The organism is Serratia sp. SA088, from assembly GCF_049065515.1.
GTDB classification, from domain to species: domain Bacteria; phylum Pseudomonadota; class Gammaproteobacteria; order Enterobacterales; family Enterobacteriaceae; genus Serratia; species Serratia nematodiphila.
On the sequence record NZ_JBAKGW010000003.1, the window covers coordinates 324,976 to 351,358 of the forward strand.

26 protein-coding genes and 3 tRNA genes are annotated in these 26,383 nt (G+C 60.5%); 21 read left to right on the plus strand and 8 right to left on the minus strand.

The window, feature by feature from the left end; genetic code table 11:
* Window positions 1-23 precede the first annotated feature (23 nt).
* Complete coding sequence (gene fucP, locus ACOWVD_RS10305) at window positions 24-1,253, plus strand: L-fucose:H+ symporter permease (protein WP_164095926.1); 1,230 nt, start codon at window positions 24-26, stop codon at window positions 1,251-1,253.
* Window position 1,254: 1 nt separating this feature from the next.
* On the opposite strand, the gene ACOWVD_RS10310 is transcribed toward fucP, so the two are convergent.
* On the minus strand, window positions 1,255-2,457 hold the full coding sequence (locus ACOWVD_RS10310) for an MFS transporter (RefSeq protein WP_049239764.1): 1,203 nt from the start codon (window positions 2,455-2,457) through the stop codon (window positions 1,255-1,257).
* A gap of 108 nt (window positions 2,458-2,565) precedes the next feature.
* Here ACOWVD_RS10310 and ACOWVD_RS10315 point away from each other — a divergent pair, with 108 nt between their 5' ends.
* Window positions 2,566-3,477, plus strand: a complete 912-nt coding sequence (locus ACOWVD_RS10315) for a LysR family transcriptional regulator (RefSeq protein WP_164095949.1) — start codon at window positions 2,566-2,568, stop codon at window positions 3,475-3,477.
* Between the two features lie 10 nt (window positions 3,478-3,487).
* Here ACOWVD_RS10315 and ACOWVD_RS10320 read toward each other — a convergent pair whose 3' ends face one another.
* Window positions 3,488-4,684, minus strand: a complete 1,197-nt coding sequence (locus tag ACOWVD_RS10320; RefSeq protein ID WP_421105626.1) for an MFS transporter — start codon at window positions 4,682-4,684, stop codon at window positions 3,488-3,490.
* Window positions 4,685-4,821: 137 nt separating this feature from the next.
* Between ACOWVD_RS10320 and ACOWVD_RS10325 the strand changes: the two genes are divergently transcribed.
* Entirely contained in the window at window positions 4,822-5,418 is a 597-nt protein-coding gene (locus ACOWVD_RS10325) for a TetR/AcrR family transcriptional regulator (protein ID WP_049239767.1), read from the plus strand.
* A gap of 37 nt (window positions 5,419-5,455) precedes the next feature.
* Here the strand turns inward: ACOWVD_RS10325 and ACOWVD_RS10330 are convergent, their stop codons facing one another.
* Entirely contained in the window at window positions 5,456-6,535 is a 1,080-nt protein-coding gene (locus ACOWVD_RS10330; RefSeq protein WP_033645665.1) for a GGDEF domain-containing protein, read from the minus strand.
* Between the two features lie 258 nt (window positions 6,536-6,793).
* Here ACOWVD_RS10330 and ACOWVD_RS10335 point away from each other — a divergent pair, with 258 nt between their 5' ends.
* Window positions 6,794-7,078, plus strand: coding sequence for a DUF1435 domain-containing protein (locus ACOWVD_RS10335; RefSeq protein WP_004933115.1), 285 nt, complete (start codon window positions 6,794-6,796; stop codon window positions 7,076-7,078).
* A gap of 89 nt (window positions 7,079-7,167) precedes the next feature.
* Here the strand turns inward: ACOWVD_RS10335 and ACOWVD_RS10340 are convergent.
* The 4 genes from ACOWVD_RS10340 to ACOWVD_RS10355 all read right to left on the minus strand — a co-directional run bounded on the left by ACOWVD_RS10340 (window position 7,168) and on the right by ACOWVD_RS10355 (window position 8,523).
* A tRNA-Leu gene (locus ACOWVD_RS10340) sits at window positions 7,168-7,254 on the minus strand.
* 42 nt (window positions 7,255-7,296) lie between these two features.
* A tRNA-Leu gene (locus tag ACOWVD_RS10345) sits at window positions 7,297-7,383 on the minus strand.
* A 36-nt stretch (window positions 7,384-7,419) separates the two neighbouring features.
* A tRNA-Leu gene (locus tag ACOWVD_RS10350) sits at window positions 7,420-7,506 on the minus strand.
* A gap of 72 nt (window positions 7,507-7,578) precedes the next feature.
* Window positions 7,579-8,523, minus strand: coding sequence for a LysR family transcriptional regulator (locus tag ACOWVD_RS10355; RefSeq protein ID WP_306377106.1), 945 nt, complete (start codon window positions 8,521-8,523; stop codon window positions 7,579-7,581).
* Window positions 8,524-8,641: 118 nt separating this feature from the next.
* Between ACOWVD_RS10355 and ACOWVD_RS10360 the strand changes: the two genes are divergently transcribed.
* On the plus strand, window positions 8,642-9,634 hold the full coding sequence (locus ACOWVD_RS10360; RefSeq protein WP_164095527.1) for an aldo/keto reductase: 993 nt from the start codon (window positions 8,642-8,644) through the stop codon (window positions 9,632-9,634).
* A 51-nt stretch (window positions 9,635-9,685) separates the two neighbouring features.
* Here ACOWVD_RS10360 and rsmC read toward each other — a convergent pair whose 3' ends face one another.
* A complete protein-coding gene (gene rsmC / locus ACOWVD_RS10365; protein WP_031300418.1) occupies window positions 9,686-10,726 on the minus strand; it encodes a 16S rRNA (guanine(1207)-N(2))-methyltransferase RsmC in 1,041 nt (346 codons plus the stop codon).
* Between the two features lie 146 nt (window positions 10,727-10,872).
* Between rsmC and ACOWVD_RS10370 the strand changes: the two genes are divergently transcribed.
* From ACOWVD_RS10370 to yjjJ, 16 genes are all read left to right on the plus strand, one after another.
* Window positions 10,873-11,310 carry a DNA polymerase III subunit psi gene (locus ACOWVD_RS10370; protein WP_019454981.1) on the plus strand — a complete coding sequence of 146 codons (438 nt, stop codon included), beginning with the start codon at window positions 10,873-10,875 and terminating at the stop codon, window positions 11,308-11,310.
* Window positions 11,255-11,698: a ribosomal protein S18-alanine N-acetyltransferase gene (rimI, locus tag ACOWVD_RS10375; RefSeq protein WP_019454982.1), complete on the plus strand. Its 444-nt coding sequence runs from the start codon at window positions 11,255-11,257 to the stop codon at window positions 11,696-11,698. The genes ACOWVD_RS10370 and rimI overlap by 56 nt, the downstream gene beginning before the upstream one ends.
* A gap of 155 nt (window positions 11,699-11,853) precedes the next feature.
* A complete protein-coding gene (locus ACOWVD_RS10380) occupies window positions 11,854-12,159 on the plus strand; it encodes a helix-turn-helix domain-containing protein (RefSeq protein WP_019454983.1) in 306 nt (101 codons plus the stop codon).
* A 3-nt stretch (window positions 12,160-12,162) separates the two neighbouring features.
* The gene (locus ACOWVD_RS10385) at window positions 12,163-13,428 is read left to right on the plus strand and encodes a type II toxin-antitoxin system HipA family toxin (protein ID WP_015376588.1); all 1,266 of its coding nucleotides are present in this window, start codon (window positions 12,163-12,165) and stop codon (window positions 13,426-13,428) included.
* Between the two features lie 146 nt (window positions 13,429-13,574).
* Window positions 13,575-15,164, plus strand: a complete 1,590-nt coding sequence (gene prfC / locus ACOWVD_RS10390; protein ID WP_004933094.1) for a peptide chain release factor 3 — start codon at window positions 13,575-13,577, stop codon at window positions 15,162-15,164.
* A 515-nt stretch (window positions 15,165-15,679) separates the two neighbouring features.
* Window positions 15,680-16,294, plus strand: a complete 615-nt coding sequence (osmY, locus tag ACOWVD_RS10395) for a molecular chaperone OsmY (RefSeq protein ID WP_004933091.1) — start codon at window positions 15,680-15,682, stop codon at window positions 16,292-16,294.
* 161 nt (window positions 16,295-16,455) lie between these two features.
* Window positions 16,456-16,617 (plus strand): DUF1328 domain-containing protein, encoded by a 162-nt coding sequence (locus ACOWVD_RS10400; protein WP_004933089.1) that lies wholly within the window; start codon window positions 16,456-16,458, stop codon window positions 16,615-16,617.
* 68 nt (window positions 16,618-16,685) lie between these two features.
* Window positions 16,686-16,871: a CsbD family protein gene (locus ACOWVD_RS10405; RefSeq protein WP_004933086.1), complete on the plus strand. Its 186-nt coding sequence runs from the start codon at window positions 16,686-16,688 to the stop codon at window positions 16,869-16,871.
* Window positions 16,872-16,881: 10 nt separating this feature from the next.
* Window positions 16,882-18,000, plus strand: a complete 1,119-nt coding sequence (locus ACOWVD_RS10410) for a patatin-like phospholipase family protein (protein WP_033631741.1) — start codon at window positions 16,882-16,884, stop codon at window positions 17,998-18,000.
* Window positions 17,997-18,779: a TatD family hydrolase gene (locus tag ACOWVD_RS10415; RefSeq protein ID WP_049241943.1), complete on the plus strand. Its 783-nt coding sequence runs from the start codon at window positions 17,997-17,999 to the stop codon at window positions 18,777-18,779. Before ACOWVD_RS10410 ends, ACOWVD_RS10415 begins: the two co-directional genes overlap by 4 nt.
* Before the next feature lie 183 nt (window positions 18,780-18,962).
* The gene (locus ACOWVD_RS10420) at window positions 18,963-20,240 is read left to right on the plus strand and encodes a NupC/NupG family nucleoside CNT transporter (protein WP_164095529.1); all 1,278 of its coding nucleotides are present in this window, start codon (window positions 18,963-18,965) and stop codon (window positions 20,238-20,240) included.
* Between the two features lie 370 nt (window positions 20,241-20,610).
* Window positions 20,611-21,390 (plus strand): deoxyribose-phosphate aldolase, encoded by a 780-nt coding sequence (gene deoC, locus ACOWVD_RS10425; RefSeq protein ID WP_004933072.1) that lies wholly within the window; start codon window positions 20,611-20,613, stop codon window positions 21,388-21,390.
* A gap of 66 nt (window positions 21,391-21,456) precedes the next feature.
* Window positions 21,457-22,779 (plus strand): thymidine phosphorylase, encoded by a 1,323-nt coding sequence (deoA, locus tag ACOWVD_RS10430; RefSeq protein ID WP_004933068.1) that lies wholly within the window; start codon window positions 21,457-21,459, stop codon window positions 22,777-22,779.
* Between the two features lie 70 nt (window positions 22,780-22,849).
* Window positions 22,850-24,073 (plus strand): phosphopentomutase, encoded by a 1,224-nt coding sequence (deoB, locus tag ACOWVD_RS10435; RefSeq protein ID WP_004933063.1) that lies wholly within the window; start codon window positions 22,850-22,852, stop codon window positions 24,071-24,073.
* A gap of 96 nt (window positions 24,074-24,169) precedes the next feature.
* Window positions 24,170-24,901, plus strand: coding sequence for a purine-nucleoside phosphorylase (gene deoD, locus ACOWVD_RS10440; RefSeq protein ID WP_004933059.1), 732 nt, complete (start codon window positions 24,170-24,172; stop codon window positions 24,899-24,901).
* Between the two features lie 138 nt (window positions 24,902-25,039).
* Entirely contained in the window at window positions 25,040-26,383 is a 1,344-nt protein-coding gene (yjjJ, locus tag ACOWVD_RS10445; RefSeq protein ID WP_049241948.1) for a type II toxin-antitoxin system HipA family toxin YjjJ, read from the plus strand.

Genomic DNA, 26,383 nt, shown 5'->3' on the forward strand with positions numbered 1-26,383 from the left:
CCAGACGATACGAGGGTATCACCATGCTTGCTGAAAAAAGTGCGGCCTCCGCGCAGCCGGGCGTCCCCGTGACCGCCAATCTGCGCTGGGCCTTTATCCTGGTCACCAGCCTGTTCTTCATGTGGGGGCTGTCCTACGGCCTGCTGGACGTATTAAACAAACATTTTCAGGAGACGTTGCACGTCACCAAGGCGCAGTCGGGGCTGCTGCAGGCGGCCTACTTCGGCGCCTATTTCCTGGTGGCGCTGCCCGCCGGGTACTTTATGGATCGCAAGGGTTATAAGGCGGGCATTCTGGTCGGGCTGTGCCTGTACGCGCTGGGGGCGCTGCTGTTCGTGCCGGCGGCGTCGGCCAACAGCTTCGGCGTGTTCCTGTTTGCGCTGTTCGTTATCGCCAGCGGCCTGGGCTGTCTGGAAACGGCCGCCAACCCTTACGCCACGGTGCTGGGCGACGCGCAGGGCGCCGAACGGCGGCTCAACCTGGCGCAGTCGTTCAACGGCCTCGGGCAGTTTATCGGCCCGCTGATCGGCGGCACGCTGTTCTTCTCCGCCGGCCAGTCCGCCGGCGACGGCGATCAGAGCGCGGTGAAGATGACCTATGTGGCGATCGCCGCGCTGGTGTTGCTGATCGCGCTGTTGTTCAGCCGCACCCGGCTGCCGGCGATCCGCGAAGAGGAAAAACCGGTGCACGGCGTGATAGCGCAGGGATTGTGGCAGCATCCGCATTTCGTCGGCGGGGTTATCACACAGTTCTTTTACGTGGCGGCGCAGGTGGGCGTGGGAGCGTTCTTCATCAACTACGCCACCGAGCACTGGCGCGAGGTGTCTAACCAGAACGCCTCTTACCTGCTGTCGATCGCCATGATCTGCTTTATGGTCGGGCGCTTCTTCAGCACCTGGCTGATGGGGCGAGTCAAACCGGCGACGCTGCTGGCGGCCTATGCGCTGATCAACATCGCGCTGTGCGGCGTGGTGATGCTGAGCGTCGACGGCGTGTCGGTGGTGGCGCTGATCGCGGTGTTCTTCTTTATGTCGATCATGTTCCCGACCATTTTCGCCCTGGGGGTGAAAAATCTGGGCAAGCACACCAAGCGCGCCAGCTCGTTCATGATCATGGCGATCGTCGGCGGCGCCATCATGCCGTACTTTATGGGGGCGCTGGCCGACCGTTACAGCACCGCGCTCTCTTATCTGCTGCCGCTGCTGTGCTTCGCGGTGGTGCTGGTTTACGGCCTGCGGCAGCGCCGCGCCTGATTCATCCCGGCGGCGAATCGGCCTTCGCCGCCGCTTTCGGCATCTGCCGCCGGGCCCCCATCAGGATCGCCAACGCCAGCAGCAGCACCAGGCCGGACAGCGCGCCGTTTATCGTCAAGCTTCCGGCGTCCACCACCAGCCCGCCCGCCAGCGAACCGCAGGAAATCGCCAGATTAAACAGCGCGATATACAGCGAAGAGGCGACCTCGACCGCATCGGGCGCCGCCTTGAGCATCCACGCCATCAACGAAACGGAAACGCCGCCGTAGGCAAGGCCCCACAGCAGGAGGAAGGCGCCGCCGCTCAGCGGCGCGTGGCCCAGCAGCGGCAGCAGCAGGGCGGCGAGCGCCAGCCCGAGGGCGATCAGCGCCAGGGTGCGGCGCAGCCGTTTGGCGGCGGCCTGGCCGGCGATGAAATTCCCGACGAGGCCGGCGACGCCGTAGGCGAACAGCAGCGGCCCCACCCAGCGGCTCTCGATGCCGGAGACCGTCTGCAGCAGCGGACGGACAAAGGTGTAAGCCATAAAGTGACCGGCGACCAGCAAAAACGTCAGCAGCAGCCCGGTCAGCAGCCGGCGATTCGCGCGCTGCGCGGTGAACGACCTCCAGCTTATCGCCTGCGTGACCGGCAGCGGCGGCAGCACGCATACCAGCAGCAGCAGGGTCAGCGCCGCCAGAACGGCGACCGCCAGAAACGCCAGGCGCCAGCCCAGCGCTTCACCGAGGAATACCCCGAGCGGCACGCCGAACACCGAGGCCGCCGCTACGCCGCCGAAGATGACGGACAGCGCCAATCCGACTGAGGCCGGCGGCACCAGGCGTTCCGCCAGCCCGCCGGCGATGGCCCAGATACCGCCGATGCAAAAACCCAGCAGGATGCGCGCGGCGAACAGCAGGGCCAGGGAGGTGGCGGCGGCGGCCAGCAGGTTAGCGGCGATCAGCAGCAGCAGAAAGCCCGCCAACAGGCTGCGGCGGTCCGTGCGCCGGGCGCCCAGCACTACCAGCGGGGCGAACAGCGCGGCGAACAGGGCCGGCAGGGAAATCAGCAGCCCGGCGCGGCCGATCGTCGCGTTCAGGGTATTGACGATCGGGGTCAGCAGCCCGACGGGCAGCATTTCTGCGGTGACGACGGTAAAGGTGGACAGGCCGACCGTGAAGGTCGCCAGCCACGCTTTTGCGCCGCCGTCGGCGTGTAAGGCACTCATAATGACTCTCCCAACAGATGAAGAACCCCAGTGTATCCGCGCCAAAATGGCTGATAAACTGGCCTGAATGCGCAACATTGGGGACAGATCGTGGCTAATTTACCGTCTATGCCGTTGGATAACCTGACCGACCTGCTGGTGTTCATTCGCGTCGCCGATGCCCGCAGCTTCACGCTGGCGGCCGAGAGGCTGGGCATCTCCCGTTCGGCGGCGGGCAAATGCGTGACCCGATTGGAGGCGCGATTGGCGACCCGGCTGCTGCAGCGCACCACGCGCAGCGTCAGCCTGACCGAAGACGGCGCGGTGTTTTACGAGTATGCACAGCGTATCCTGTCGCAGGCCGAAGAGGCGGAAACGGCGCTCAATACGCGGCGGCAAACCCCGCGCGGGCGGCTGCGGCTGGATGTGCCGGTCTCGCTGGGGCGGTTGCATATTCTGCCGATTTTGCGGGAGTTTTTGGCGCAGTGGCCGGAGGTGGACGCCGACGTCAGCTTCTCCGACGATTACAGCGATTTGGTGCGCGACGGCATCGACGTGGCGATCCGCGTCGGCGGCAGCGACGACAGCCGACTGGTGCGGCGGGTGCTCGCGCCGCATCGCCTGATCACCTGCGCGGCGCCGGACTATCTGGCGCGGCACGGTACGCCTGCGAAACCGGAGGCGTTGGGCGATCACGAGACGCTGGTCTTCAGCCACCAGGGATTGCCGGCGCCCTGGCGCTATCGGGTTAACGGTCAACTGCACGAACAGCCGGTGCGCGGCCGGATGCGTTTCAACAACGTCGAGGCATTGCGGGATGCGGCCGTCGCCGGGGCCGGTCTGTGTCAGGTAGGGGCGTTTCTGGTCGGTGAGCAGATTGCGGCCGGCACGCTGGTGCCGATACTGGAGCGCTATTGTCGCCCGGGGCCGCCGATCTGCGCCGTCTATCCCAGCCGGCGCCACCTTTCCCCCAAGGTGAAACTGTTTCTGGCGGCGATCGAACGGCGCTGGCAGGGCAAGGCGATTTGGGAAAGCGCCTAGCGCGAGCGGTTCATGCCGCTTGCACGGCCAGCGTTCGCCGCATTAAGCGATAGCCGCCGGCCGCCACCAGCAGTACGACCAGGCCGGCCGTGAGCGTGACGCCAAAGCCGGCCTTGATCCCCACCGCATCGATCGCCAGCCCCGCCAAGGCGGCGCCGAGCGCCACGCCAACCCCCAGGCCGGTCACCATCCAGGTCAATCCTTCCGTCAAACGTGAAGGCGGCACGAGGCGTTCAACCAACCCCATGGCGACGATCATGGTCGGCGCGAAAAACAGTCCGGCGACAAACATCGCCGCCGCCAGCGTTAAGACATTGTGCACCCACAGCAGCGGCAGCGTGGTGAGTGCGGTGGCGAAGGCGGCGTATAAGAACTGCCGAGGCAATGGGGACGGCAGCTTTATTGCGCCGAAAATCAGCCCGGCGAGGCAGGAGCCGCCTGCGTAAACCGACAGCACGATGCTGGCGGCGGCCGGCTGCCCCTGCTGCTCGGCGAAGGCCACGCTGATGACGTCCACGGTGCCGACGATGGTGCCCAGCGCGATCAGCGCCAGCACCAGGATCTGCATCGACGGCATGGCCAGGATGGCGCGCTGCCGCTGGTTATTGCGGGGATAAACCGGGGGCTGAGTGCTTTTTTGCCAGGCGAATGCCGAAACGCCCGCCACCAGAAGCAGCGCGGCCGCCAGAGGGCCGGCCTCAGGGAAGAGCGCAACGCTGAGCCCCACGGCGATCGGCGGGCCGACGATAAAGGCCACTTCGTCCAACACCGACTCGAATGAAAACGCCGTGTGCAGCTGCGGCGTGCCGCGATAAATTTCGCTCCAGCGGGCTCTGACCATCGCGGAGATGCTGGGTATGCCGCCCGCGAGCGCGGCGAAGACGAACAGCGTCCAGTCCGGCGCCCGATAGTGGGTGCAGATCAGCAGCAGCAACAGGGCGAGTGCGCTGACCCCGGTGGCGTAGGGCAGCACGCGGTTTTGGCCGTAGCGGTCCGCCGCGCGTGCGATTTGCGGCGCGAGCAGCGCCATGGAAAAGGCGAATGTCGCCGCCACCGCACCCGCCAGCCAATAGGAGCCGCGTACCTGCGAAAGCATGGTGATGATGCCGATACCGGTCATTGAGATCGGCAGGCGCGCGATCAACCCGGCAGAGGAAAACGCCTTGCTGCCCGGTGCGCTGAACAGTGTGAAATAAGGATTTGCCATGAATAGGGCTCCTGAATGTTGGCGGCTCGGTATTCGCGCAATGCCCATCATTGACATACGCCACGTATGTTACGTTAATTGACATACATGGCGTATGTCAATTATAACGTCATCAATGGCGAGACGGGAGTGAATCCATGGCACGTAAAGCGCGCACAGAAATGATTGAAGAAACCCGGCGTAAGCTGGTGGCGGCCGCCCGTCAGCAGTTCGGCGGCGTGGGGTATGCCGAGACGGTGATGGATGAGCTTACTGCGCAAGCCGGTATGACGCGCGGTGCGCTCTATCACCATTTTGGCGACAAGAAGGGATTGTTTTTGGCCGTCGTGCAGGAAATCGACGCCGAAATGGATGCGCGCCTGGCCGACATTACCGCGAACACGCCAGATGACTGGGAGGCCTTCGCGGGGCGTTGCCGCGGTTATCTGATCATGATGACGGAGCCGCAATCGCAGCGCATTCTGTTGCGCGATTCGCCCTCGGTGCTGGGAGCCGACTATCTGCAGGCCAGCAAACTGGGTTGCATCACCTGGATGACGGGGGCCTTACAGGCGTTGATGGCGCAGCGGCGTATCGCTACCGCCGAACCGGAAGCGCTGGCGCATTTAATCAATGGCGGCCTGATGGATGCTGCGCTGTGGGTCGCCCATCAGCCGGAAAAAGACGTGGCGCTGGAGCAGGCCTTGGCCAGTTTGAACCTGTTGTTGAACGGGCTGCGTTCCACCTCTGCTTAAGTTTTACTGGCGGCCGCCGCGCCGTTTCGGCGGCGGCTTAAGGGTGAATGACGACGGGCTGGACGTTTTGCGCCAGCTGGATATTGTTGCGGCCGCTGTGTTTCGCCAGATAGAGCGCGGCGTCGGCTGCGCCTATCGCCGATTCGATGTCCAGTTTTTCCAGCGCGGAGATGCCGGCGCTAAGCGTCAGCGTGCCGCTGTGCTGCGGGCTGGCGCCGTGCGGGATGTTCAGTTCCGCCACGCGTTGGCGCACTCGCTCGGCCAGCTGCGCCGCGTAGCCTTCGTGCACGTTGGTCAGCAGCACCAAAAACTCTTCCCCGCCGTAACGCACCACGATATCGCGCGAACGCACCGCATCGCGGATGGCGACCGCCACCTGCACCAAAGCCCGATCGCCCATGGCGTGGCCGTAGCTGTCGTTGTAGACCTTGAAGTGGTCGATATCCAGCAATAGCACGTAATGGTGGCCGGTTTGCGGTTCCAGCAGCATAGTGATCTTATTCTCCAGCCCACGTCGGTTATAAAGGCCGGTCAGGGGATCGAGCATGCTCAAATTATTGAATTTGTCCCGCTCGTTATACAGGTTGGCCACCAGCGCGTGGGTAAAGATTTCACTGCGTTTCAACATCAGGTGATGAATGGAGAAAGCGATAATAGGTAATAGCGTGGTGAATAATATCCGCAGGGTATTATGCATGCCGTCTAAAGCCAGGATCATCATTGCGGAAGGTACGGCGTGTAAACAAAAGGCGGTAAAGTTATCCGTCAGAGAAATAGCGCTGATAAAAAAGATGCTAAACAAACTAATTAATAAAAAATCTTGGTTATTCGGTAGGCAATATTGACTTTTAACGTAAATATGTGCGGCCCAGAGCAGGCCGAGTACGCTGGCGAACAGGTTGAGTTTGCACAAATATTTACGTGGCGTTTGCAGGGAAAATAGCGCCGCTACCAGACAAAATAGCGGTATACATAATAAAGGTAGGGTAAATGCGGGCGTATCCCTAAAAGGGAACAATAATGTAAATACGGAAGAGGCGGCATTCATTATCAGAAAAAGAAATAATGCCAGGCGCTGCTTGCTGTTCAGTAATTCCTGATAAGAACGGGCGTTCATACGGAGGTCACTCTTTGCAAAGTCGTTCTGTCGAATAATTAAGGTTGAGAAGCATTCCTTTGGCGCGAATATCCACTTGAATTGCATGGTTGAGGGTTGTGATTATTATCATGCAAACAGGACTAGGAATTTTCTTATGTCAAATTATCATTTTTTCCTGCTGGTGTCATCTGAGTTTGGTCAGCGCAGTGAAAATGATGCGGCGGCTAAAAAAGTGTTATATGATATTGGTTATCATTATCACTTAAGGAGGGTGTCATGCTCACTGCCATGATTGCCGCGTGCGGGCTGTGGGGCGTCAGTTGGTGCCTCGGGGATCGCCTGGCCAGCGCCTGGGGCGTTTTGCTACCTTGTGCGTTGATGCCGCTGCTGGCCTTGATCAACCTGGATATGCTGCAGTTGCGCACCCTGATCGTGATAGCGATGTTGGCCACGCTGGTGATGCTGTTCAATAGCCGGCTGCGCCACTATCTGCTGTTGCCTTCCTGCATGGCGCTGGCGGGCGGCCTGGCGGCAGTCAGCCTCAACTTCAGCTTTGGGTGAAACGCCAGAAACGGCAAAACCACGCTTAAGCGTGTTTATCATCAATGCGTTGGGATTCTTTCGAAGGAACTACCGGAGAGATCATCAATTGGTGCGAAGAGAGGGACTTGAACCCTCACGTCCGTAAGGACACTAACACCTGAAGCTAGCGCGTCTACCAATTCCGCCACCTTCGCACAGTCGATGTTGTTGCTTTGATTTATATTACGTCGCCAGCTTGGTGCGAAGAGAGGGACTTGAACCCTCACGTCCGTAAGAACACTAACACCTGAAGCTAGCGCGTCTACCAATTCCGCCACCTTCGCATCGATGCTGAGTGCAATATAAATCATGTGGTTATTTGGTGCGAAGAGAGGGACTTGAACCCTCACGTCCGTAAGGACACTAACACCTGAAGCTAGCGCGTCTACCAATTCCGCCACCTTCGCGTACCAGAAACATTACCGGAGTAACGTTACCACGGAGGCGAATTCTAGAGATTTTGGCGGGCACGTCAACAGTTATTTCCCCGCTTTGCGGGCGTTTGCTGGAAAAACAGCCATATCGCCGCTTTTCTGCTGGTCAAACAGCCAAATCAGCCAATCAATCAACACCCTGACCCGCGGCGCCAGGAAACGGCCGGGCGGATACATGATGTAAATCGGCATTGGCGGAGGCGGCGTGTCCGCCAACACTTCCACCAGCTCTCCCTGTTTCAGCCAGGGCGCCAGCGAATAGCGCGCCGCCTGAATCAATCCCATGCCGGCGCGCGCGCCGGCGATGTAGGCGTCGGCGCCGCTGACGCTGAGCCGGGCGGGCAGTTCGCGCAGTTCCAGCTTGCCGCCGCGGCAGAATTCCAGCGGGTAATCGCGGTTGCTGGCCAGGGAAAAATACCCCACCGCGCGGTGCGGCGCCAGGCTATCGATGTCGAGCGGCGTGCCGTGGGCCTGCAGGTAAGCGGGGGAAGCGCAGGTGACCTGCGGCAGCTGGGCGATGCACCGCGCCACCAGGCTGTCGTCTTCGGTTTCCCAGGCGCGCAGCACACAGTCCACGCCTTCGCGCAACAGATCGACGTGGGTGTCGTTGGCGCCCAGCGCCAGCGTGATGTCGGGATAGCGCCGGTAGAAGTCGTCCAGCGCCGGAATCACCACCTCGCGCGCCAGCGAATGGGGCATATCGATGCGCACTTTGCCGGACGGCTGCAGCTTATGGTGGCTGAACAGTGTGTCCGCCTCCTCCAGCGCCCCCAGCAGCTGCACGCAGCGCTGGTAATAGAGGCTGCCTTCGCTAGTCACCTGCACCTGGCGGGTGGTGCGGATCAGCAGGCGCACGCCCAGCCGCTGTTCCAGCCGTTTCAGCGCGTTGCTGACCGTGGCGCGCGGCAGCTGCAGGCGTTCGGCCGCCCGGCTGAAGCTGCCCAGTTCGACGATGCGGGTAAAAATGCGCATGGCTTGAACCTGATCCATGTCCACTCCGGATTGTTGGTGATTTTTGAACAGTGATGTGCAATCTGCATTATTTATCTTTGTCGCGTAAACAACCAGACTTTGCTGCGTTATCCATTCACCGCATGAGGGCTGCACAATGCAACAACGTAAACTCGGTTCCAACGGTCCCGTCGTCTCCGCCCTGGGGCTGGGGTGCATGGGCATGAGCGACTTCTATTCCACCGGCGCCGATCGGCAGGAAGCCATCGCCACGCTGCACCGGGCGCTGGAGTTGGGCGTCACGCTGCTCGACACCGCCGACATGTACGGGCCGCACACCAACGAAGAGCTGGTGGGGGAGGCGATCAGGGGCAAGCGGCAACAGGTGTTCCTGGCCACCAAGTTCGGCATCCTGCGCGATCCGGCGGATCCTTCGGCGCGCGGCGTCAGCAGCCGGCCCGAGTATATCCGGCGCTCCGTCGAGGGGAGCCTGCGGCGCTTGGGCGTGGAGGAGATCGATCTCTATTATCAGCACCGGGTCGATCCGCAAGTGCCGATCGAAGACGTCGTCGGCACGATGGCGGATCTGATCCGCGAAGGCAAGATCCGCCACATCGGCCTGAGCGAGGCGTCGGTCGCCACGCTGGAGCGGGCGCACAAGGTACATCCGATCACCGCGCTGCAGACCGAGTATTCGCTGTGGACGCGCGACGCCGAGCAGGGCGTGCTGGCGGCCTGTGAGCGCCTGGGCATCGGCTTTGTGCCCTACAGCCCGTTAGGGCGCGGTTTCCTCACCGGCGCTATCCGGCGGCCGGAGGATCTGGCCGAGGACGATTTCCGCCGCAGTAACCCGCGTTTCCAGGGGGAAAACTTCGCCCGCAACCTGGCGCTGGTGGAGAAGGTGGGCGAGCTGGCGGCGCAGAAGGGCGTCAAGCCTTCTCAGTTGGCGCTGGCCTGGGTATTGGCGCAGGGCGAACACATTGTGCCGATCCCCGGCACCAAACGCCGTCGCTATCTGGAAGAGAACGTCGCCGCGGCGGAGATAACGCTGAGCGCGACTGAACTGGCAGCGATAGAAGTGGTGTTTCCGCTGAGCGCGGCGGCCGGCGATCGCTACGGCGCGGAGTCGATGACCTATATCAACGGCTAAAAAAAAAGCGCGGCCTCGGGCCGCGCTCTGTCGTTTTCCGCCAACGGCGAATTATTTCTTCTTCGGCGCGCGCGGCGGACGGCCGACGGTCGCCTGGTACACCTTGAAGCGGCCGTTCTGCGCCAGCACTTCGTGGCTGCCGAAGGTGGCGTCCAGAATGTCCGGGTAGGGCAGGAAGGCGTTGGCGACGATGCGCAGTTGACCCCCGATCGGCAGGTGCTTCACCGCGCCGCGGATCAGCGTTTCGGCAGCGGTCAGGCTGGTCTGCAGCCCGTCGTGGAACGGCGGGTTGGAGATGATCATGTCGAAACGGCCGGTGATATCGGAGTAAACGTTGCTGACGATCACTTCGCCTTCGATGCCGTTGGCGGCCAGCGTTGCGCGGCTGGATTCCACCGCGGCGGCATTGACGTCGCTGAGGGTCAGTTTCACCTTCGGCGACAGCTTGGCCATCACCGAGGCCATCACGCCGGCGCCGCAGCCGATGTCCAGCACCTTGCCTTTCATGTGTTTTTCCAGCGTCGACAGCAGCAGCGAGCTGCCGACGTCCAGGCCGTCGCGGCTGAACACGCCCGGCAGCGTTTTCACTTCCAGATCGTGCAGCTGATAGCTGTCCCACCACTCGTTCAGGTCGAACTCGGTCTGCGCGTCCAGGCGGCCGTGATACAGGCCGCAGCGGCGCGCGCTGTCGATTTTCACCAGCGCAACGTGGCCTTCCAGCGTTGGCTCGGCGCTGCGCACGCCGCTGCGGTTTTCACCGACCACGAACACGTCCACGCCTACCGGCAACAGCGCCAGGAGGTTGCACAGTTGGAATTGCGCCTCCTGCTTGCTCTTCGGCCAGTAGTAAACCAGCGTGTCGCAGTCGGCGACGAAAGCGGGATCGACGGTCAAACCGAACTGCACGTTATCGCCCATCGTCCGGTTCAGTAACTGCCAGTGATGGTAATGCTGAGTGTGGACGCGCACGTCCGCGGCCTCGAATTGAGCCGGCAGGCTGTCCTGCAGGTCGCCGGCAAACAGCACGCGGCGTTCGATAAATTCATCACTGTGGCGCAGCATGACTTCACTGGCGGGGGTTAATGCAGACATCAGATATTGGCTCCTGGAAATGAGACCGGGGATTATAGAGCTTTGTGGCGATATGTTCGACGGGTTTGTTGGCGCGGGCTGCGCGGGTTTGTTAGCATAGCGCGGCGCATGGCAGGCATGGCGCACCACAACGGGTAGGAATCGGCATGGCATCAAAACGCGACTGGCTGTTACAACAACTGGGTATTACGCAGTGGACATTGCGCCGCCCGGGCGTGTTGCAGGGCGAAGTGGCGGTCAGTCTGCCGCCCGAGGCGCGCCTGCTGGTGGTCGCGCAGACGCTGCCCGCACCCGACGATCCGCTGTTTTGCGACGTGCTGCGCAGCCTGGGGCTGACGCCGGCGCAAACCTACAGCCTGACGCCGGAACAGGCGGCGATGCTGCCTGAAGAGACCACATGCAACAGTTGGCGGCTGGGCGTGGCGGAACCGCTCGCGGTCGCCGGCGCGCAGCTACACAGCCCGGCGCTGGCCGAGCTTTCCCAAGACGCGGGGGCCAAACGCGCCCTCTGGCAGCAGATTTGTCATCATGAACACGATTTCTACCCTGACGGCGGCCGACCTGGCCACAGCCTTCACCATTGAGCAAGCCAGCCACGCCTTTCCCTGGACGGAAACCACCTTCGCCAGCAATCAGGGCGATCGCTACCTTAACCTGAAGCTGAGCGCCGACGGGGAGATGGCGGGATTCGCCATCACGCAAATCGTGCTGGACGAAGCCACGCTGTTCAACATCGCCATCCATCCGCAGTGGCAGCGCCGGGGTTTTGGCCGCCTGTTGCTCAACGCGTTGATCGAACAGCTGGAGAGCCGCGGCGTGGTTACGCTGTGGCTGGAAGTCCGCGCCTCCAACCAGGCGGCGATCGCGCTGTATGAAGATCTCGGTTTCAACGAAGTCACCGTGCGCCGCAATTATTACCCGAGCGCCCACGGCCGCGAAGACGCGATCGTGATGGCGCTGCCGCTGGCGTAATCTAAAAACATCCTATTGATTGTTTTCCTCCCCTTTAACAACTGAAAAGTTGTTTCCTGATTAATTTACATCAAACAAGTTGTTTTTCGCTGTGACGACAACTAATTTGTTGTTTATTGTTGAGGAAACAATCAATGCGTTGTTTGGAGGTGGGGATGAGAAAATTATCAGAAATATCAGCGTTGCTGAAAGAAAAACGCATTGAGTTGGGCTGGAGCCAAAAAGACTTTTTGATGAAGATTGGCATGACTCAACAGCAATATCAGCGTGTTGAATCGGGCAGCGATATGCGGATGAGCACGCTGCTACGGATATTGGCGGCGATGGATTTGGAATATGTTATCGTGCCGAAAAGGTCTGTCCGTGATGTGGAGTGCTTGCTGCAACAGACTGTGAGTCATGCACCAGAAGTGAGTAACTTACAGAATTTCGAAGAAAAACTGAAAGATCTCGAGGACTAGCGAATGAAAGGGCTGCGACAGGTTGAATCGGTGCAGGCGTTAGCCTTGATATTGCATGGTGTGCGGGTGGGCGTGCTGGCGCACTACAGCGGCGGCAGAAACATCCTGACGTTTGATCCGCACTACCTCGCTTTGCCGGAGCCTGTTCGTCCCCTGTTTACGCTAAGGCAGAAGGCGCACGCGGGATATCTTGAGCAAGTTTTACAGTCATCGCAGCGCCTTCCGCCCGTCTTATCCAATTTATTGCCCGAAGGCGCACTGCGCAGTTGGTTGGCCCAGTCGTTGAAAACCCATGTGAATGAGGAGTTTCCTTTACTTGCCTGGGCCGGGGAAAACTTGCCGGGAGCGCTTGAAGCACGGCCGCTGGCCGCCAGTGATATCCCCGCTTGGGCGTTAACGTCGCGCGGAGAGCTGGAAGCCGTGCAAATTGATGTTGGAGTGGCGGCGCAGAAATTTTCTCTGGCAGGGGTACAAATGAAATTTTCCTCTGTGCGCAAAGAGGGCCGCTTCAACATTTCTTCTCAGGTGGGCGCTGATAGCTGGATCATTAAAACGCCTTCAACCGTTCATCGTCATCTCCCTGAAAATGAATATACGGCAATGCGTTTGGCGCAAGCCATCGGCGTGGATATTCCCGATATTGAGCTGGTTGAGCTGACACGGCTTGAACACTTGCCTGATATTCGCTTGGCGGATGAACCCTATGCGTATGCCATTCGTCGTTTTGACCGCAGTGAAAGTGGGCGAGTGCATACAGAAGATTTTGCCCAGATATTCGAGATCTATCCACACGACAAATACCGCGGCAAAAATTACGATCAGATAGCGGCTTATCTCTATGAGTTTGGCAGTGAATCTTTAGCGGATACGCAGCAAATGGCGCGCCGTCTGTTGGCGAATATTCTGCTCGCCAATGGCGATGCTCACGTAAAAAATTGGTCCATGATCTATCCAAACCAGGCCGATGTGCGGCTTGCTCCCGCTTATGACATCGTCACTACATTGGCTTATATCCCTGGTGAGTCTGAGGTTGCGCTCAATATGGCGAAGGAAAAACGCTGGGATAGGATCTCAATGCGAACCTTCGAGCGCTGGTCCGATCGAGTCGATATTCCCTGGCCCGCAATACGGGTGCATCTCTTGGATGCCATCGACAAGGCGCGAGCTTTGTGGCCGGCATTGTTGGCGGACCTGCCGATGGCGGACGATCACAAATCTGTATTGCGTCGGCATTGGGCAGCCTTGTCCCCCGATTTCCGCCTGTGTTAGCGGGAAATCGGATCCATTGATTGTCACCGGTTGGCAAATCGGCGAAAATGCCCGGCTGTTATCTTTTATTCACCGCTTTGCCCGGCGCCGCGATCGGCGCGTTCTGATGATGTCGCAGGGCGGACTAACCGTAGAACCTGAAAACCATGTCTCCTAGTGAATTTGCCCGCGAAGTCTCCAAAAGAAGAACTTTCGCCATCATCTCGCACCCCGATGCCGGTAAAACCACCATTACCGAAAAAGTGCTGCTGTTCGGACAGGCGATCCAGACCGCCGGTACGGTAAAAGGCCGCGGCTCCAGCCAGCACGCCAAATCCGACTGGATGGAAATGGAAAAGCAGCGCGGGATCTCGATCACCACCTCGGTGATGCAGTTCCCGTACCGTGACAGCCTGGTCAACCTGCTGGATACCCCGGGGCACGAAGACTTCTCCGAAGATACGTATCGCACCCTGACCGCGGTCGACTGCTGTCTGATGGTGATCGACGCCGCCAAGGGCGTAGAGGATCGCACCCGCAAGCTGATGGAAGTCACCCGCCTGCGCGACACGCCGATCCTGACCTTCATGAACAAACTGGACCGCGACATCCGCGATCCGATGGAAGTGATGGATGAAGTTGAGCGCGAACTGAAGATCGCCTGCTCGCCCATCACCTGGCCGATCGGCTGCGGCAAGCTGTTCAAGGGCGTTTACCACCTGTACAAGGATGAAACCTACCTGTACCAGACCGGTAAAGGCCACACCATTCAGGAAGTGCGCATCGTCAAGGGCCTGAACAACCCAGAGCTGGATGCGGCGGTGGGCGAAGATCTGGCGGCGCAGCTGCGCGATGAGCTGGAGCTGGTGCAGGGCGCTTCTCACGAGTTCGATCAGGAAGCTTTCCTGAGCGGCGAGCTGACGCCGGTATTCTTCGGTACCGCACTCGGCAACTTCGGCGTGGATCATATGCTGGACGGCCTGGTGGCCTGGGCGCCGGCGCCGATGCCGCGCAAAACCGACACCCGCGAAGTGACGGCTGCGGAAGAGAAATTCACCGGCTTCGTGTTCAAGATCCAGGCCAACATGGATCCGAAGCACCGCGACCGCGTGGCCTTTATGCGTGTGGTGTCCGGCCGTTATGAGAAGGGCATGAAGCTGCGCCAGGTGCGCACCGGCAAAGACGTGGTGATCTCCGACGCGCTGACCTTTATGGCCGGTGACCGCTCGCACGTGGAAGAAGCCTATCCGGGCGACATCATCGGTCTGCACAACCACGGCACCATTCAGATCGGCGATACCTTCACCCAGGGTGAAGACATGAAGTTCACCGGCATTCCGAACTTCGCGCCGGAACTGTTCCGCCGCATTCGCCTGCGCGATCCGCTGAAGCAGAAACAGCTGCTGAAGGGGCTGGTGCAGCTGTCCGAAGAGGGCGCGGTGCAGGTGTTCCGCCCGATCGCCAACAACGATCTGATCGTCGGCGCGGTCGGTGTGCTGCAGTTCGACGTGGTGGTGGCGCGCTTGAAGAGCGAGTACAACGTGGAAGCGCTGTATGAGTCGGTCAACGTGTCGACCGCGCGCTGGGTCGAGTGCGACGACGTGAAAAAGTTCGAAGAGTTCAAGCGCAAGAACGAGATCAACCTGGCGCTGGACGGTGGGGACAACCTGTCCTACATCGCGCCGACCATGGTGAACCTCAACCTGACGCAGGAACGCTATCCTGACGTGACCTTCCGCAAAACCCGCGAACACTGATCAATCGGCAGGGCGCCCGGTGCGCCCTGCCAACCTCCCTCATCCTCACTCCGCTAATTAATAAAACTTCCTCACCTTTTATGCCGCAAACCGATATCGCCAGGCAGCGTTCGTTAGGCCTGCGTTTTCCACCGCATGGTCTATCTTTAACGAGATGTCCGCACATTGCTTGAGAGTAAATCACTGTAATACGCTGATTGTTTGGTGAGTTATTCTGATGTGTTGCCGATAGGAGACAGTCTGTTTCCTTAAATATCAATGAGATGACTGTTTTACCGTTTCGTGTCACTTGGTCTGTCGTCAATAGGCGACAGTTTTTTGATTAAAAATCCGACTCAATGCTTTTTTTGTTTGATTTTTAAGGTGTTTATGAAGTTGGCACGGCGGTTGCAATATTCCTGTCGTGAACGCTTAATCGTATAGCGATGATGAAGTATTTACCGAGAGGCCGCGTGAAGGCGGCTGAAGGGTTCCGGCGCTCTGGCGTTGAGGCCCCCAACAAAAGGAAGAGATCGATGAAAAAGACCAAATTTGCACACTCGCTGATGGCTGTTGTTTTGGGTTCTGCTTTGGTGAGCGGCACTGCGCTGGCCGAAGACAGTCTGCTCAACAAGGCGTCTAACGCCGCGGACAGTGCCGGTGCCAAAATCGATAGCTCCATGAAAAAAGTTGACGGTTACATGGATGACAGCGCGATAACGGCTAAAGTTAAAAGTGCGTTGGTGGACGATAAAACCATCAAAAGCACTGACATTTCGGTGAAAACCGAAAAAGGCACCGTGATCCTGAGCGGGTTTGTCGGCAGCCAGGCGCAGGCGGAGCATGCGGTTGCGGTTGCCGGTAAGGTGGAAGGCGTCAAAACCGTCAGCGACAAGCTGCACGTGAAAGATGAAGCCAACCAGTCGATCAAATCGTATGCCGGCGACACCGCCACCACCAGCGAGCTGAAAGCCAAGCTGCTGGCCGATGACATCGTGCCGTCGCGCAATGTGAAAGTGGAAACCACCGATGGCGTGGTGCAGCTTTCCGGTGAGGTGAAAACGCAGGCGCAGTCCGAGCGTGCCGAAAGCATCGCCAAGGCTATCGACGGCGTGAAAAGCGTGAAAAACGACCTGGTGGTCAAGCCGTAATCCCGCCAGGCGCCCGTAACAAGTAACAACAAGCCGCATCTGTCGGGCCGTGAAGGCGGCCCGACGTGTACCACCAAAAAAAGAAACTGATTTGCCGTCGATGTCCCGTTGTCGGGGCGGTAGACGGCAGCGAATTTTTTCACAATGGTAAGGAGAAGCTTATGTTTCGTTGGGGCATTATCTTTTTAGTCATCGCGCTTATCGCTGCGGCACTGGGGTTCGGTTCGCTGGCGGGCACCGCCGCCTGGGCCGCCAAAGTCGTGTTCGTTGTCGGCATCATCCTGTTCCTGGTCAGCCTGTTCACCGGCCGTCGGCGCCCTTAGCCGGCCGGCATTTTCCTGCAAACTGTAACAAAGCTTAATTCCTTTTCTCACCTCGGGGAGAGCCGGCCATGAACAGCGACATCATCGTCGGGCGCTGGAAACAGCTGAAAGGTCAGGTATGGCAGGCGTGGGCCGAATGGTCCGGCAGCGATGGTGCCTGGTTGGCCGGCAGCAATGATTTCCTCGTCGGCGTGCTGCAAGAGGATTACGGAAGAGAGCGAGACGCGGTATCCTCGGAGAAAACGTCTCACTGAGGATGCCAAGTTGGGATACAGAATACCCATCACGCTCGGCAATATAGAACCGCTGGCGTCTAAACCTTTTCGACCAGGAAAAATGGCGTTGGTCTGCGAAGGCGGCGGCCAGCGCGGCATTTTCACCGCCGGCGTGCTGGACGAGTTCCAGCGCGCGGGCTTTAACCCTTTCGATCTGCTGATCGGCACATCGGCCGGCGCTCAGAATCTGTCTGCCTATATCTGCGGGCAGATGGGCTACGCGCGCCGGGTGATCACCCGTTACACCACCTCGGCCCAGTTCTTCAATCCGCTGCGTTTCGTGCGCGGCGGGCATCTGATCGATCTCGATTGGTTGGTTGATACGGCGGCGGCGCAGATGCCGCTGGCGATGGACGTGGCGGAACAGCATTTTATCGACGGGCGCGAATTCCTGCTGTGCGCCTGCCGCAGCGACGATTTCGAACCGGCCTATCTGCCGGCGCAGCGCGAACGCTGGCTGCCGGCCATCAAGGCGTCCAGCGCCATTCCCGGCTTTTACCGTCAGGGCGTGGAGTTGGACGGCGTCAGCTATCAGGACGGCGGCATCAGCGATGCGATCCCGGTTGAAGAGGCCTACCGCCGCGGCGCCGACACCATCGTGGTGATCCGCACCGTGCCTTCGCAAATGTACTACACCCCGCAGTGGATGAAGCGCATGGAGCACTGGCTGAGCGACAGCAGCCTGCAGCAGATGGTGCGCATCCTGCAGCATCATGAGCAAAGCTATCACCGCATCCAGCGCTTTATTGAGAAACCGCCGGGCAAGCTGCGCATCTTCGAGATCTTCCCGCCTAAGCCGCTGGCCAGCAATGCGCTGGGCAGCCGACTGGGGGCGCTCAATCAGGATTATCACCTGGGGCGCCGCTGCGGCCGCTACTTCCTGGCCACCGTCGGCCAGTGGATGGCGCAGCAGGAACCGGACGGTATCAAGGTGCAAAAATCGTTGTCGCGCCGCCTGATCCAGCCGGAGAACGTCAGAATGCCTTCGCCGATCGTGACCGACATCGCCATGTCACCCGATCTCACGGCGCAGCCGGAGGCTGCGGTGGCGGCGCCGAAGCTCATTCTGCCGGGCGATCTGCCGCCGGGTGAAGGGGGCGCGCTGTGAGCTACGCCTTTACTGACACCCACTGCCATTTCGATTTCCCGCCCTTTACCGGACATGAGGCCGAGAGCCTGACGCGGGCGGCAAGCGCCGGCGTGCAGCGCATCATCGTCCCGACGGTCACCGCCGATCGCTTCACGCGGGTACTGCGGCTGGCGCAGGATCACGCGCCGCTGTTCGCCGCGCTGGGGCTGCACCCGCTGTATATCGCGCAGCATCATGAGCCGCAGCTGGAACAGCTGGCGGCGCTGTTGGCCGAACGGCCGCGCAAGCTGGTGGCGGTGGGGGAGATCGGGCTCGATCTGTATATGGACAACCCGCAGTTCGAGCGCCAGCAAAGCGTGCTGCTGGCCCAACTGAGGCTGGCGAAACAGCATGACCTGCCGGTGATCCTGCACTCGCGGCGTACCCACGATCAGCTGGCCGCGGCGCTGCGGCGCATGCAGCTGCCGCGTCGCGGCGTGGTGCACGGCTTCGCCGGCAGCCTGTCGCAGGCGCAGGCGTTTATCCGCCTCGGCTATTACATCGGCGTGGGCGGCACCATCACCTATGAGCGGGCGCAGAAAACGCGCGGCGTGATGGCGCAGCTGCCGCTTGAGGCGCTGCTGCTGGAGACGGATGCGCCGGACATGCCGCTGGCCGGCTATCAGGGGCAGCCGAATCGCCCCGAGCGCGCCGCCGAGGTGTTTCACACGCTGTGCGAGCTGCGGCCGGAACCGGCCGACGAGATCGCCGCCCATCTGCAACGCAATACCCAGTCACTGTTTGCCATGCCGGATTGACGAGCTTATAACGTGACTTGTGTCACGTTATAAGATTTTCATTTGCGTCTCGTTGTATACATTTGTGACATAAATCGGTGCGAGGGTGACCTCGCTCAGTATAATCCCCCCGAAACTCTCCAATAGCAGACCTCTCTTCATGAGCAGGGATGTATTTTATTTTTTGCAACAGGGAAACTTTGCATGCAACTCATCATGAGTCTGGTCGGTATGGCGGTGCTGATCGCCATTGCGGTGCTGCTCTCCAGCAACCGTCGGGCCATCAAATTGCGCACCGTGGTGTGGGCGTTCATCATTCAGGTCGGCATCGGCGCGCTGGTGCTGTACGTGCCGCTGGGCCGCAGCATTCTCGGCAATATGTCTAACGGCGTGGCAAACGTTATCGCCTACGGCAATCAGGGCATTTCGTTCATCTTCGGCGGGCTGGTGTCCGACAAGATGTTCGAGGTGTTCGGCGGCGGCGGCTTCGTATTCGCGCTGCGCGTCCTGCCGGTGATCGTGTTCTTCTCCTCGCTGATTGCGGTGCTGTACTACCTCGGCATCATGCAGTTGGTGATCCGCGTGTTGGGCGGCGGCCTGCACAAGCTGCTGGGCACCTCGCGCACCGAATCGCTGTCGGCGACCGCCAACATTTTCGTTGGCCAGACCGAAGCGCCGCTGGTGGTACGCCCCTATATCGCCACCATGAGCCAGTCAGAACTGTTCGCCGTGATGTGCGGCGGCCTGGCCTCGGTAGCCGGTTCGGTGTTGGCGGGGTACGCGCAGATGGGCGTGCCGCTGGAATATCTGATCGCCGCGTCCTTCATGGCCGCGCCGGGCGGGCTGCTGTTCGCCAAGCTGATGGTGCCGGAAACCGAGCAGACCCACGATAAAGACGATGCGATGAAGCTGATCGCCGAAGAGGATCGTCCGGCCAACGTGATCGATGCGGCGGCTTCCGGCGCGGCTTCCGGCATGCAGCTGGCGCTGAACGTCGGTGCGATGCTGCTGGCGTTTATCGCGCTGATCGCCTTGCTTAACGGCATTCTCGGCGGTATCGGCGGCTGGTTCGATTATCCGCAGCTGTCGCTTGAACTGATCCTCGGCTGGGTGTTCTCGCCGATCGCTTTCCTGATCGGCGTGCCGTGGAGCGAGGCAATGACCGCCGGTTCGTTCATCGGCCAGAAGATCATCGTCAACGAATTCGTCGCCTACATGAACTTCGGCGCCTATCTGCGCCCGGATGACGTAGTGGCGGCGGAAGGCCTGCAGGTGCTGTCGACGCACACCAAGGCGATCATCTCCTTTGCGCTGTGCGGCTTCGCCAACCTCTCCTCGGTGGCGATCTTGCTGGGCGGTCTGGGCAGCATGGCGCCCAACCGTCGCCACGACATCGCGCGCTTCGGTCTGAAGGCCGTGGCGGCGGGCACGCTGTCCAACCTGATGAGTGCCACCATCGCCGGCTTCTTCCTGGCGCTGTAAGCCATCACGGAGCCCGCGACGGCGCGACCGATCGCGGGACTCCGCCTATACTCTAAGCAACGCGGGTGTTTGCCGCACCCGCGATCTTCAGCCGCTTCTTTAGCGAATTTGTGAACGATATCGCGTTATTTTGTGATGCTCTTCACATATAATTCCGGTCTGTTACAGTGCTATTTCATATAGTGTGACGATGAACGCGAATCGCCTCCGGCATTCGTGTTCAAATAGCTATTACTGGCCGGCCGCAAGGCGGGTGGCCATGTGCGGTGAGAAGGATCTCAGTTGCCGCCGCGGGAACGCCGTTCCCCAGCGCTATCTTCATGGAACCAAGTCCGCTCGCCAACACCCAGGTACTCAGTTGGAGAGTTTTATGACCGAATTAACCGCAGCAGCGCAACGTGCGCTGAACTTGATGGATTTAACCACGCTGAATGATGATGACACCGACGAGAAAGTGATCGCGCTCTGTCGTCAGGCCAACAGCCCGGCCGGCCACACGGCGGCCATCTGCATCTACCCGCGTTTTATCCCGGTGGCGCGTAAGGCGCTGCGCGAGCAAGGCACGCCGGACATCCGCATCGCCACCGTGACCAACTTCCCGCATGGCAATGACGATATCGACATCGCGCTGGCGGAAACCCGCGCGGCGATCGCCTATGGCGCGGATGAAGTGGACGTGGTGTTCCCATACCGTGCGCTGATCGCCGGCAACGAACAGGTCGGCTTCGAGTTGGTGAAACAGTGCAAGCAGGCTTGCCAGGCGGCTAACGTGCTGCTGAAAGTGATCATCGAAACCGGTGAGCTGAAACAGGCCGATTTGATCCGCAAGGCGTCCGAGATCGCCATCAAGGCCGGGGCTGACTTTATCAAGACCTCCACCGGCAAGGTGCCGGTCAACGCCACCCTGGAGAGCGCCGAGCTGATGATGTCGGTGATCCGCGATCTGGGCGTGGCGAAGACGGTGGGCTTCAAGCCGGCCGGCGGCGTGCGCACTGCGGAAGACGCGCTGCATTATCTGCAACTTGCCGATCGTATTCTGGGCGAGGGGTGGGCCGATGCGCGGCATTTCCGCTTTGGCGCTTCCAGCCTGCTGGCCAGCTTGCTGACCGCGCTGGGCCACCAGACCCAGACCGCCGGCGGCGGCTACTGATCGATTTCGTTGGCGGGCGCCAGGCGCGCCCGTCTGCACCGACTCTCGGCGACACAGGGGGATGCCTTGTTCCTGGCTCAAGAAATTATTCGTAAGAAACGCGACGGCCAGCCGTTAAGCGAAGCGGAAATCCGCTTTTTCATCAACGGCATTCGCGACAACGTGGTGTCGGAAGGGCAGATCGCCGCGCTGGCGATGACCATTTATTTCCATGACATGAGCATGCCGGAGCGCGTGGCGCTCACCATGGCGATGCGCGATTCCGGCACCGTGCTGGACTGGAAGAGTTTGGCGCTGAACGGCCCGATCGTCGACAAGCATTCGACCGGCGGCGTGGGCGACGTGACCTCGCTGATGCTCGGCCCGATGGTGGCGGCCTGCGGCGGCTATGTGCCGATGATCTCCGGCCGCGGCCTGGGGCATACCGGCGGCACGCTGGACAAGCTGGAAGCCATTCCGGGTTTCAATATTTTCCCGGACGATAACGCCTTCCGCAAAATTATTCAGGACGTCGGCGTGGCGATCATCGGCCAGACCAGCTCGCTGGCGCCGGCGGACAAACGTTTTTACGCCACCCGCGACATCACCGCCACCGTGGATTCTATCCCGCTGATCACCGCCTCCATTCTGGCCAAGAAACTGGCGGAAGGGCTGGATGCGCTGGTGATGGACGTGAAGGTCGGTTCCGGCGCCTTTATGCCGACCTACGCCCTGTCGCAAGATTTGGCGCAGGCGATCGTCGGCGTGGCCAACGGCGCGGGCTGCAAGACCACCGCGCTGCTGACCGACATGAACCAGGTGCTGGCCTCCAGCGCCGGCAATGCGGTGGAAGTGCGCGAAGCGGTGCGCTTCCTGACCGGCGAATACCGTAATCCGCGCCTGCTGGAAGTGACGCTGGCGCTGTGCGTGGAGATGCTGCTGTCCGGCGGCCTGGCGAATGACGAGGCCGATGCGCGCGCCAAACTGCAGGCGGTGCTGGACAACGGCAAGGCGGCGGAAGTGTTTGGCCGCATGGTGGCGGCGCAGCAAGGGCCGATAGACTTCGTCGAACGTTATGATAGCTATCTGCCGGCGGCAACGCTGAGCAAGCCGGTGTATGCTGAAAATCCGGGCATCATCAGCGCCATGGATACCCGCGCGCTGGGCATGGCGGTGGTTTCGCTGGGCGGCGGCCGCCGCCGGGCGAGCGACGCCATCGATTACAGCGTCGGTCTGACCGAGGTGGCGCGCCTGGGTGATAAGGTGGATGCCCAGCAGCCGCTGGCGATGATCCACGCCAACGATGAAGAGAGCTGGCAGCAGGCGGCCGATGCGGTGCGTAGCGCAATGACGCTGAGCGACAAGGCGCCGGAGGCGACGCCGGTGGTGTATAAGCGCGTCACGGAATAACCCAAGAATCAGGAACGGCCGCGGCTTTTTCGCGGCCGTCCAAAGCGTGAGAACACGCAGGAGAGCACAGATGAAACGCACATTTATTATGGTATTGGACTCCTTCGGCATCGGCGCCAGCGAAGACGCCGAACGTTTTGGCGACCAGGGTTCCGACACTCTGGGTCACATCGCCGAGGTTTGCGCGCGCGGTGAAGCCAACGTGGGCCGCCAGGGCCCGCTGACGCTGCCTAACCTGAGCCGCCTGGGGCTCGGCAAAGCGGCGGAAGAGTCCACCGGCAACTTCCCGCAGGGGCTGGATCGCAATGCCGATATCATCGGCGCTTACGCATACGCCAGCGAGCTCTCTTCCGGTAAAGACACGCCGTCGGGCCACTGGGAAATCGCCGGCGTGCCGGTACTGTTCGACTGGGGCTACTTCAAGGACGAGCACAACAGCTTCCCGCAGGCGCTGCTGGATAAGCTGGTGGAGCGCGCCAACCTGCCGGGCTACCTGGGCAACTGTCACTCATCCGGCACCGTGATCCTCGATCAACTGGGTGAAGAGCACATGAAAACCGGCAAGCCGATTTTCTACACCTCCGCCGACTCGGTGTTCCAGATCGCCTGCCATGAAGAAACCTTCGGCCTGGATCGCCTGTACGAGCTGTGCGAAATCGCGCGTGAAGAGCTAACCGAAGGCGGTTACAACATCGGCCGCGTGATCGCGCGTCCGTTCGTCGGCGACAAGCCGGGCCACTTCCAGCGCACCGGCAACCGCCACGATCTGGCGGTAGAGCCGCCGGCGCCGACCGTGCTGAAAAAGCTGGTGGACGAGAAGGGCGGCGAAGTGGTGTCGATCGGTAAAATCGCCGACATCTATGCCAACGTCGGCATCACCAAGAAGGTGAAAGCGACCGGCATCGACGCGCTGTTCGACGCGACCCTGATTGAAATGGAAAAGGCCGGCGACAACACCATCGTGTTCACCAACTTCGTGGACTTCGACTCCTCTTACGGCCATCGCCGCGACGTGGCGGGCTACGCCGCCGCGCTGGAGTTGTTCGACCGCCGCCTGCCGGAGCTGCTGAAGCTGGTGAAAGACGAAGACATCATTATCTTCACCGCCGACCACGGCTGCGATCCGACCTGGCCGGGCACCGACCACACCCGTGAGCACATCCCGGTGCTGGTCTACGGCCCGAAAGTGAAACCGGGCTCGCTGGGCCACCGCGAGACCTTCGCCGACATCGGCCAGACCGTCGCCAATTATTTTGGCCTGTCGCCGATGGATTACGGTAAAACCCTGTTTTAATTCGTGAGTTCAAGGCGGAGGCGCAGTTGGCCGCCGCCTGACATACCACGGCTTATACGTTTAACGCTATTTAATACGATTTAAAGGAAGAGAATTATGGCTACGCCGCACATTAATGCTGAGATGGGTGATTTCGCTGACGTAGTACTGATGCCGGGCGATCCGCTGCGCGCAAAATACATCGCCGAAACCTTCCTGGAAGGCGCGGTGGAAGTGAACAACGTGCGCGGCATGTTGGGCTTCACCGGCACCTACAAAGGCCGCCGCATCTCCGTAATGGGCCACGGCATGGGCATCCCGTCCTGCTCCATCTATGCGCGCGAGCTGATCGCCGAATTCGGCGTGAAGAAGATCATTCGCGTGGGTTCCTGCGGCGCGGTGCGTGACGATATCAAACTGCGCGACGTGGTGATCGGCATGGGCGCGTGCACCGACTCCAAGGTGAACCGTCTGCGCTTCAAGGATAACGACTACGCGGCGATCGCCGACTTCGACATGGTGCGCAACGCGGTCGACGCGGCGGCGGCGCAGGGCATCCCGGCGCGCGTGGGCAACATCTTCTCCGCCGATCTGTTCTACACCCCGGATCCGGACATGTTCCAGGTGATGAAGAAGTACGGCATCCTGGGCGTGGAAATGGAAGCGGCCGGCATCTACGGCGTGGCGGCGGAGCTGTACGAAGAGTTCGGCTGTAAGGCGCTGACCATCTGCACCGTGTCCGACCACATCTTGCGTCACGAAGCGACCACGGCGGCGGAACGCCAGACCACCTTTAACGAAATGATCGTTATCGCGCTGGAATCCGTGCTGCTGGGCGACAAAGCGTAATAACGCGGCGGGCGTCGTCATGGCGCCCGCCCGTCAATCTATTCACTCCGCACGGCCGATTTTTTGCTAACGCTTTACCTTCCTGCCATTTAACGCTATTACTTCCTCTATCAATCTATTCACCAATCTATTCATCCGATGCTCACCGTTGAACAAGTTTTGCGTCATGGGCCGGCCACGGCTCGTCAACTGACAGAAGCGTTGGGCATCAGCCAGCCGACGCTATCGCGCCGTATCCGCGAACTGGCGGGCGCCGTATTGATCCTCGGTAAAGGTAAGGCGACGCGCTATGTATTGCGGCGCGGGATCGGCGGTGAGAGGCAGTTTCCGCTGTATCGGGTTGATGAACGGGGTAAGGCACACCTGTTTGCCACGCTTTGCCCGCTGTATCCTGCCGATAACTGTGCGGTGTGCGATGAGCGCAGCGGAGAGTGGCAGCTCTATGACGGCCTGCCATGGTATCTGAATGACCTGAGGCCGATTGGCTTTCTTGGGCGAGCCTGGGGAAAAGCGGCGGCCCACGAGTTGAATTTGCCGGAGGATGTGCGGCGATGGGATGAGGGCCAACGTCTGTTGGCGCTCTGCCGTTATGGCGAAGACATGACCGGCGATTTGCTGCCTGGCGCCGACAGCTATCAGCGTTGGTTAATGCGGGAGACTGCCGTCGCTATCGCGACGGAAGATAAAACCGAGCGTTACGCCGCATTGTCTGTCCAGGCGTTGGCCGGGGAGTTGGTGGGTTCCTCCGCCGGTGGCGAACAACCCAAATTTGCCGCCTATGCTGAGCTGACGTCTGGGCATCGCGCGCATGTTTTGGTTAAGTTCAGTCTGGCGCCGACGCATGTCATTGCACAGCGCTGGAGCGATTTGCTGATCGCCGAGTCGCTGGCGTTGCAGACGGTCGCCGCTGCGGGATTGCCTGCCGCAACGACGCAAATCCTGTTTGGCGCCGATCGGCAATGCTTTTTAGAGGTAGAGCGCTTTGATCGCATCGGCGAAGAAGGGCGGGTGGCGATGGTGTCACTGGAGGCGCTGGATGCCGAGTTTAGCGGCAGCGGCCATGCCAACTGGGTTGTGGCGGCTAATCGGTTATTGCAGCAAGGCGCGATCGATCGCTCTGCCTGCCAACGGATTGCCCTGTATTGGGCCTTTGGCCGCTTGATCGCCAATAGCGATATGCACCAGGGTAATCTGTCGTTCTTGCGGCCAACGCAGCGGCCGGTCATGTTGGCGCCTTTGTACGATATGCTGCCGATGGCTTTTGCCCCGGCAAGCAGCGGCAATCTGCGCCATGACTCGGTGGAGATCCGTTTGAGCAATGAGGTGAGCGGCGCCGTCTGGCGGCAAGCGGAGCTATTGGCTCTCGAGTTCTGGCGGCGCACGGCGCAACATGACGACATCAGCGAAGCCTTCCGCGCGATTGCCGAGCAAATGCTGGCGCAACTGCAGAAGCTGCATGAGCGCATTCAGCGCCTGGCCTGA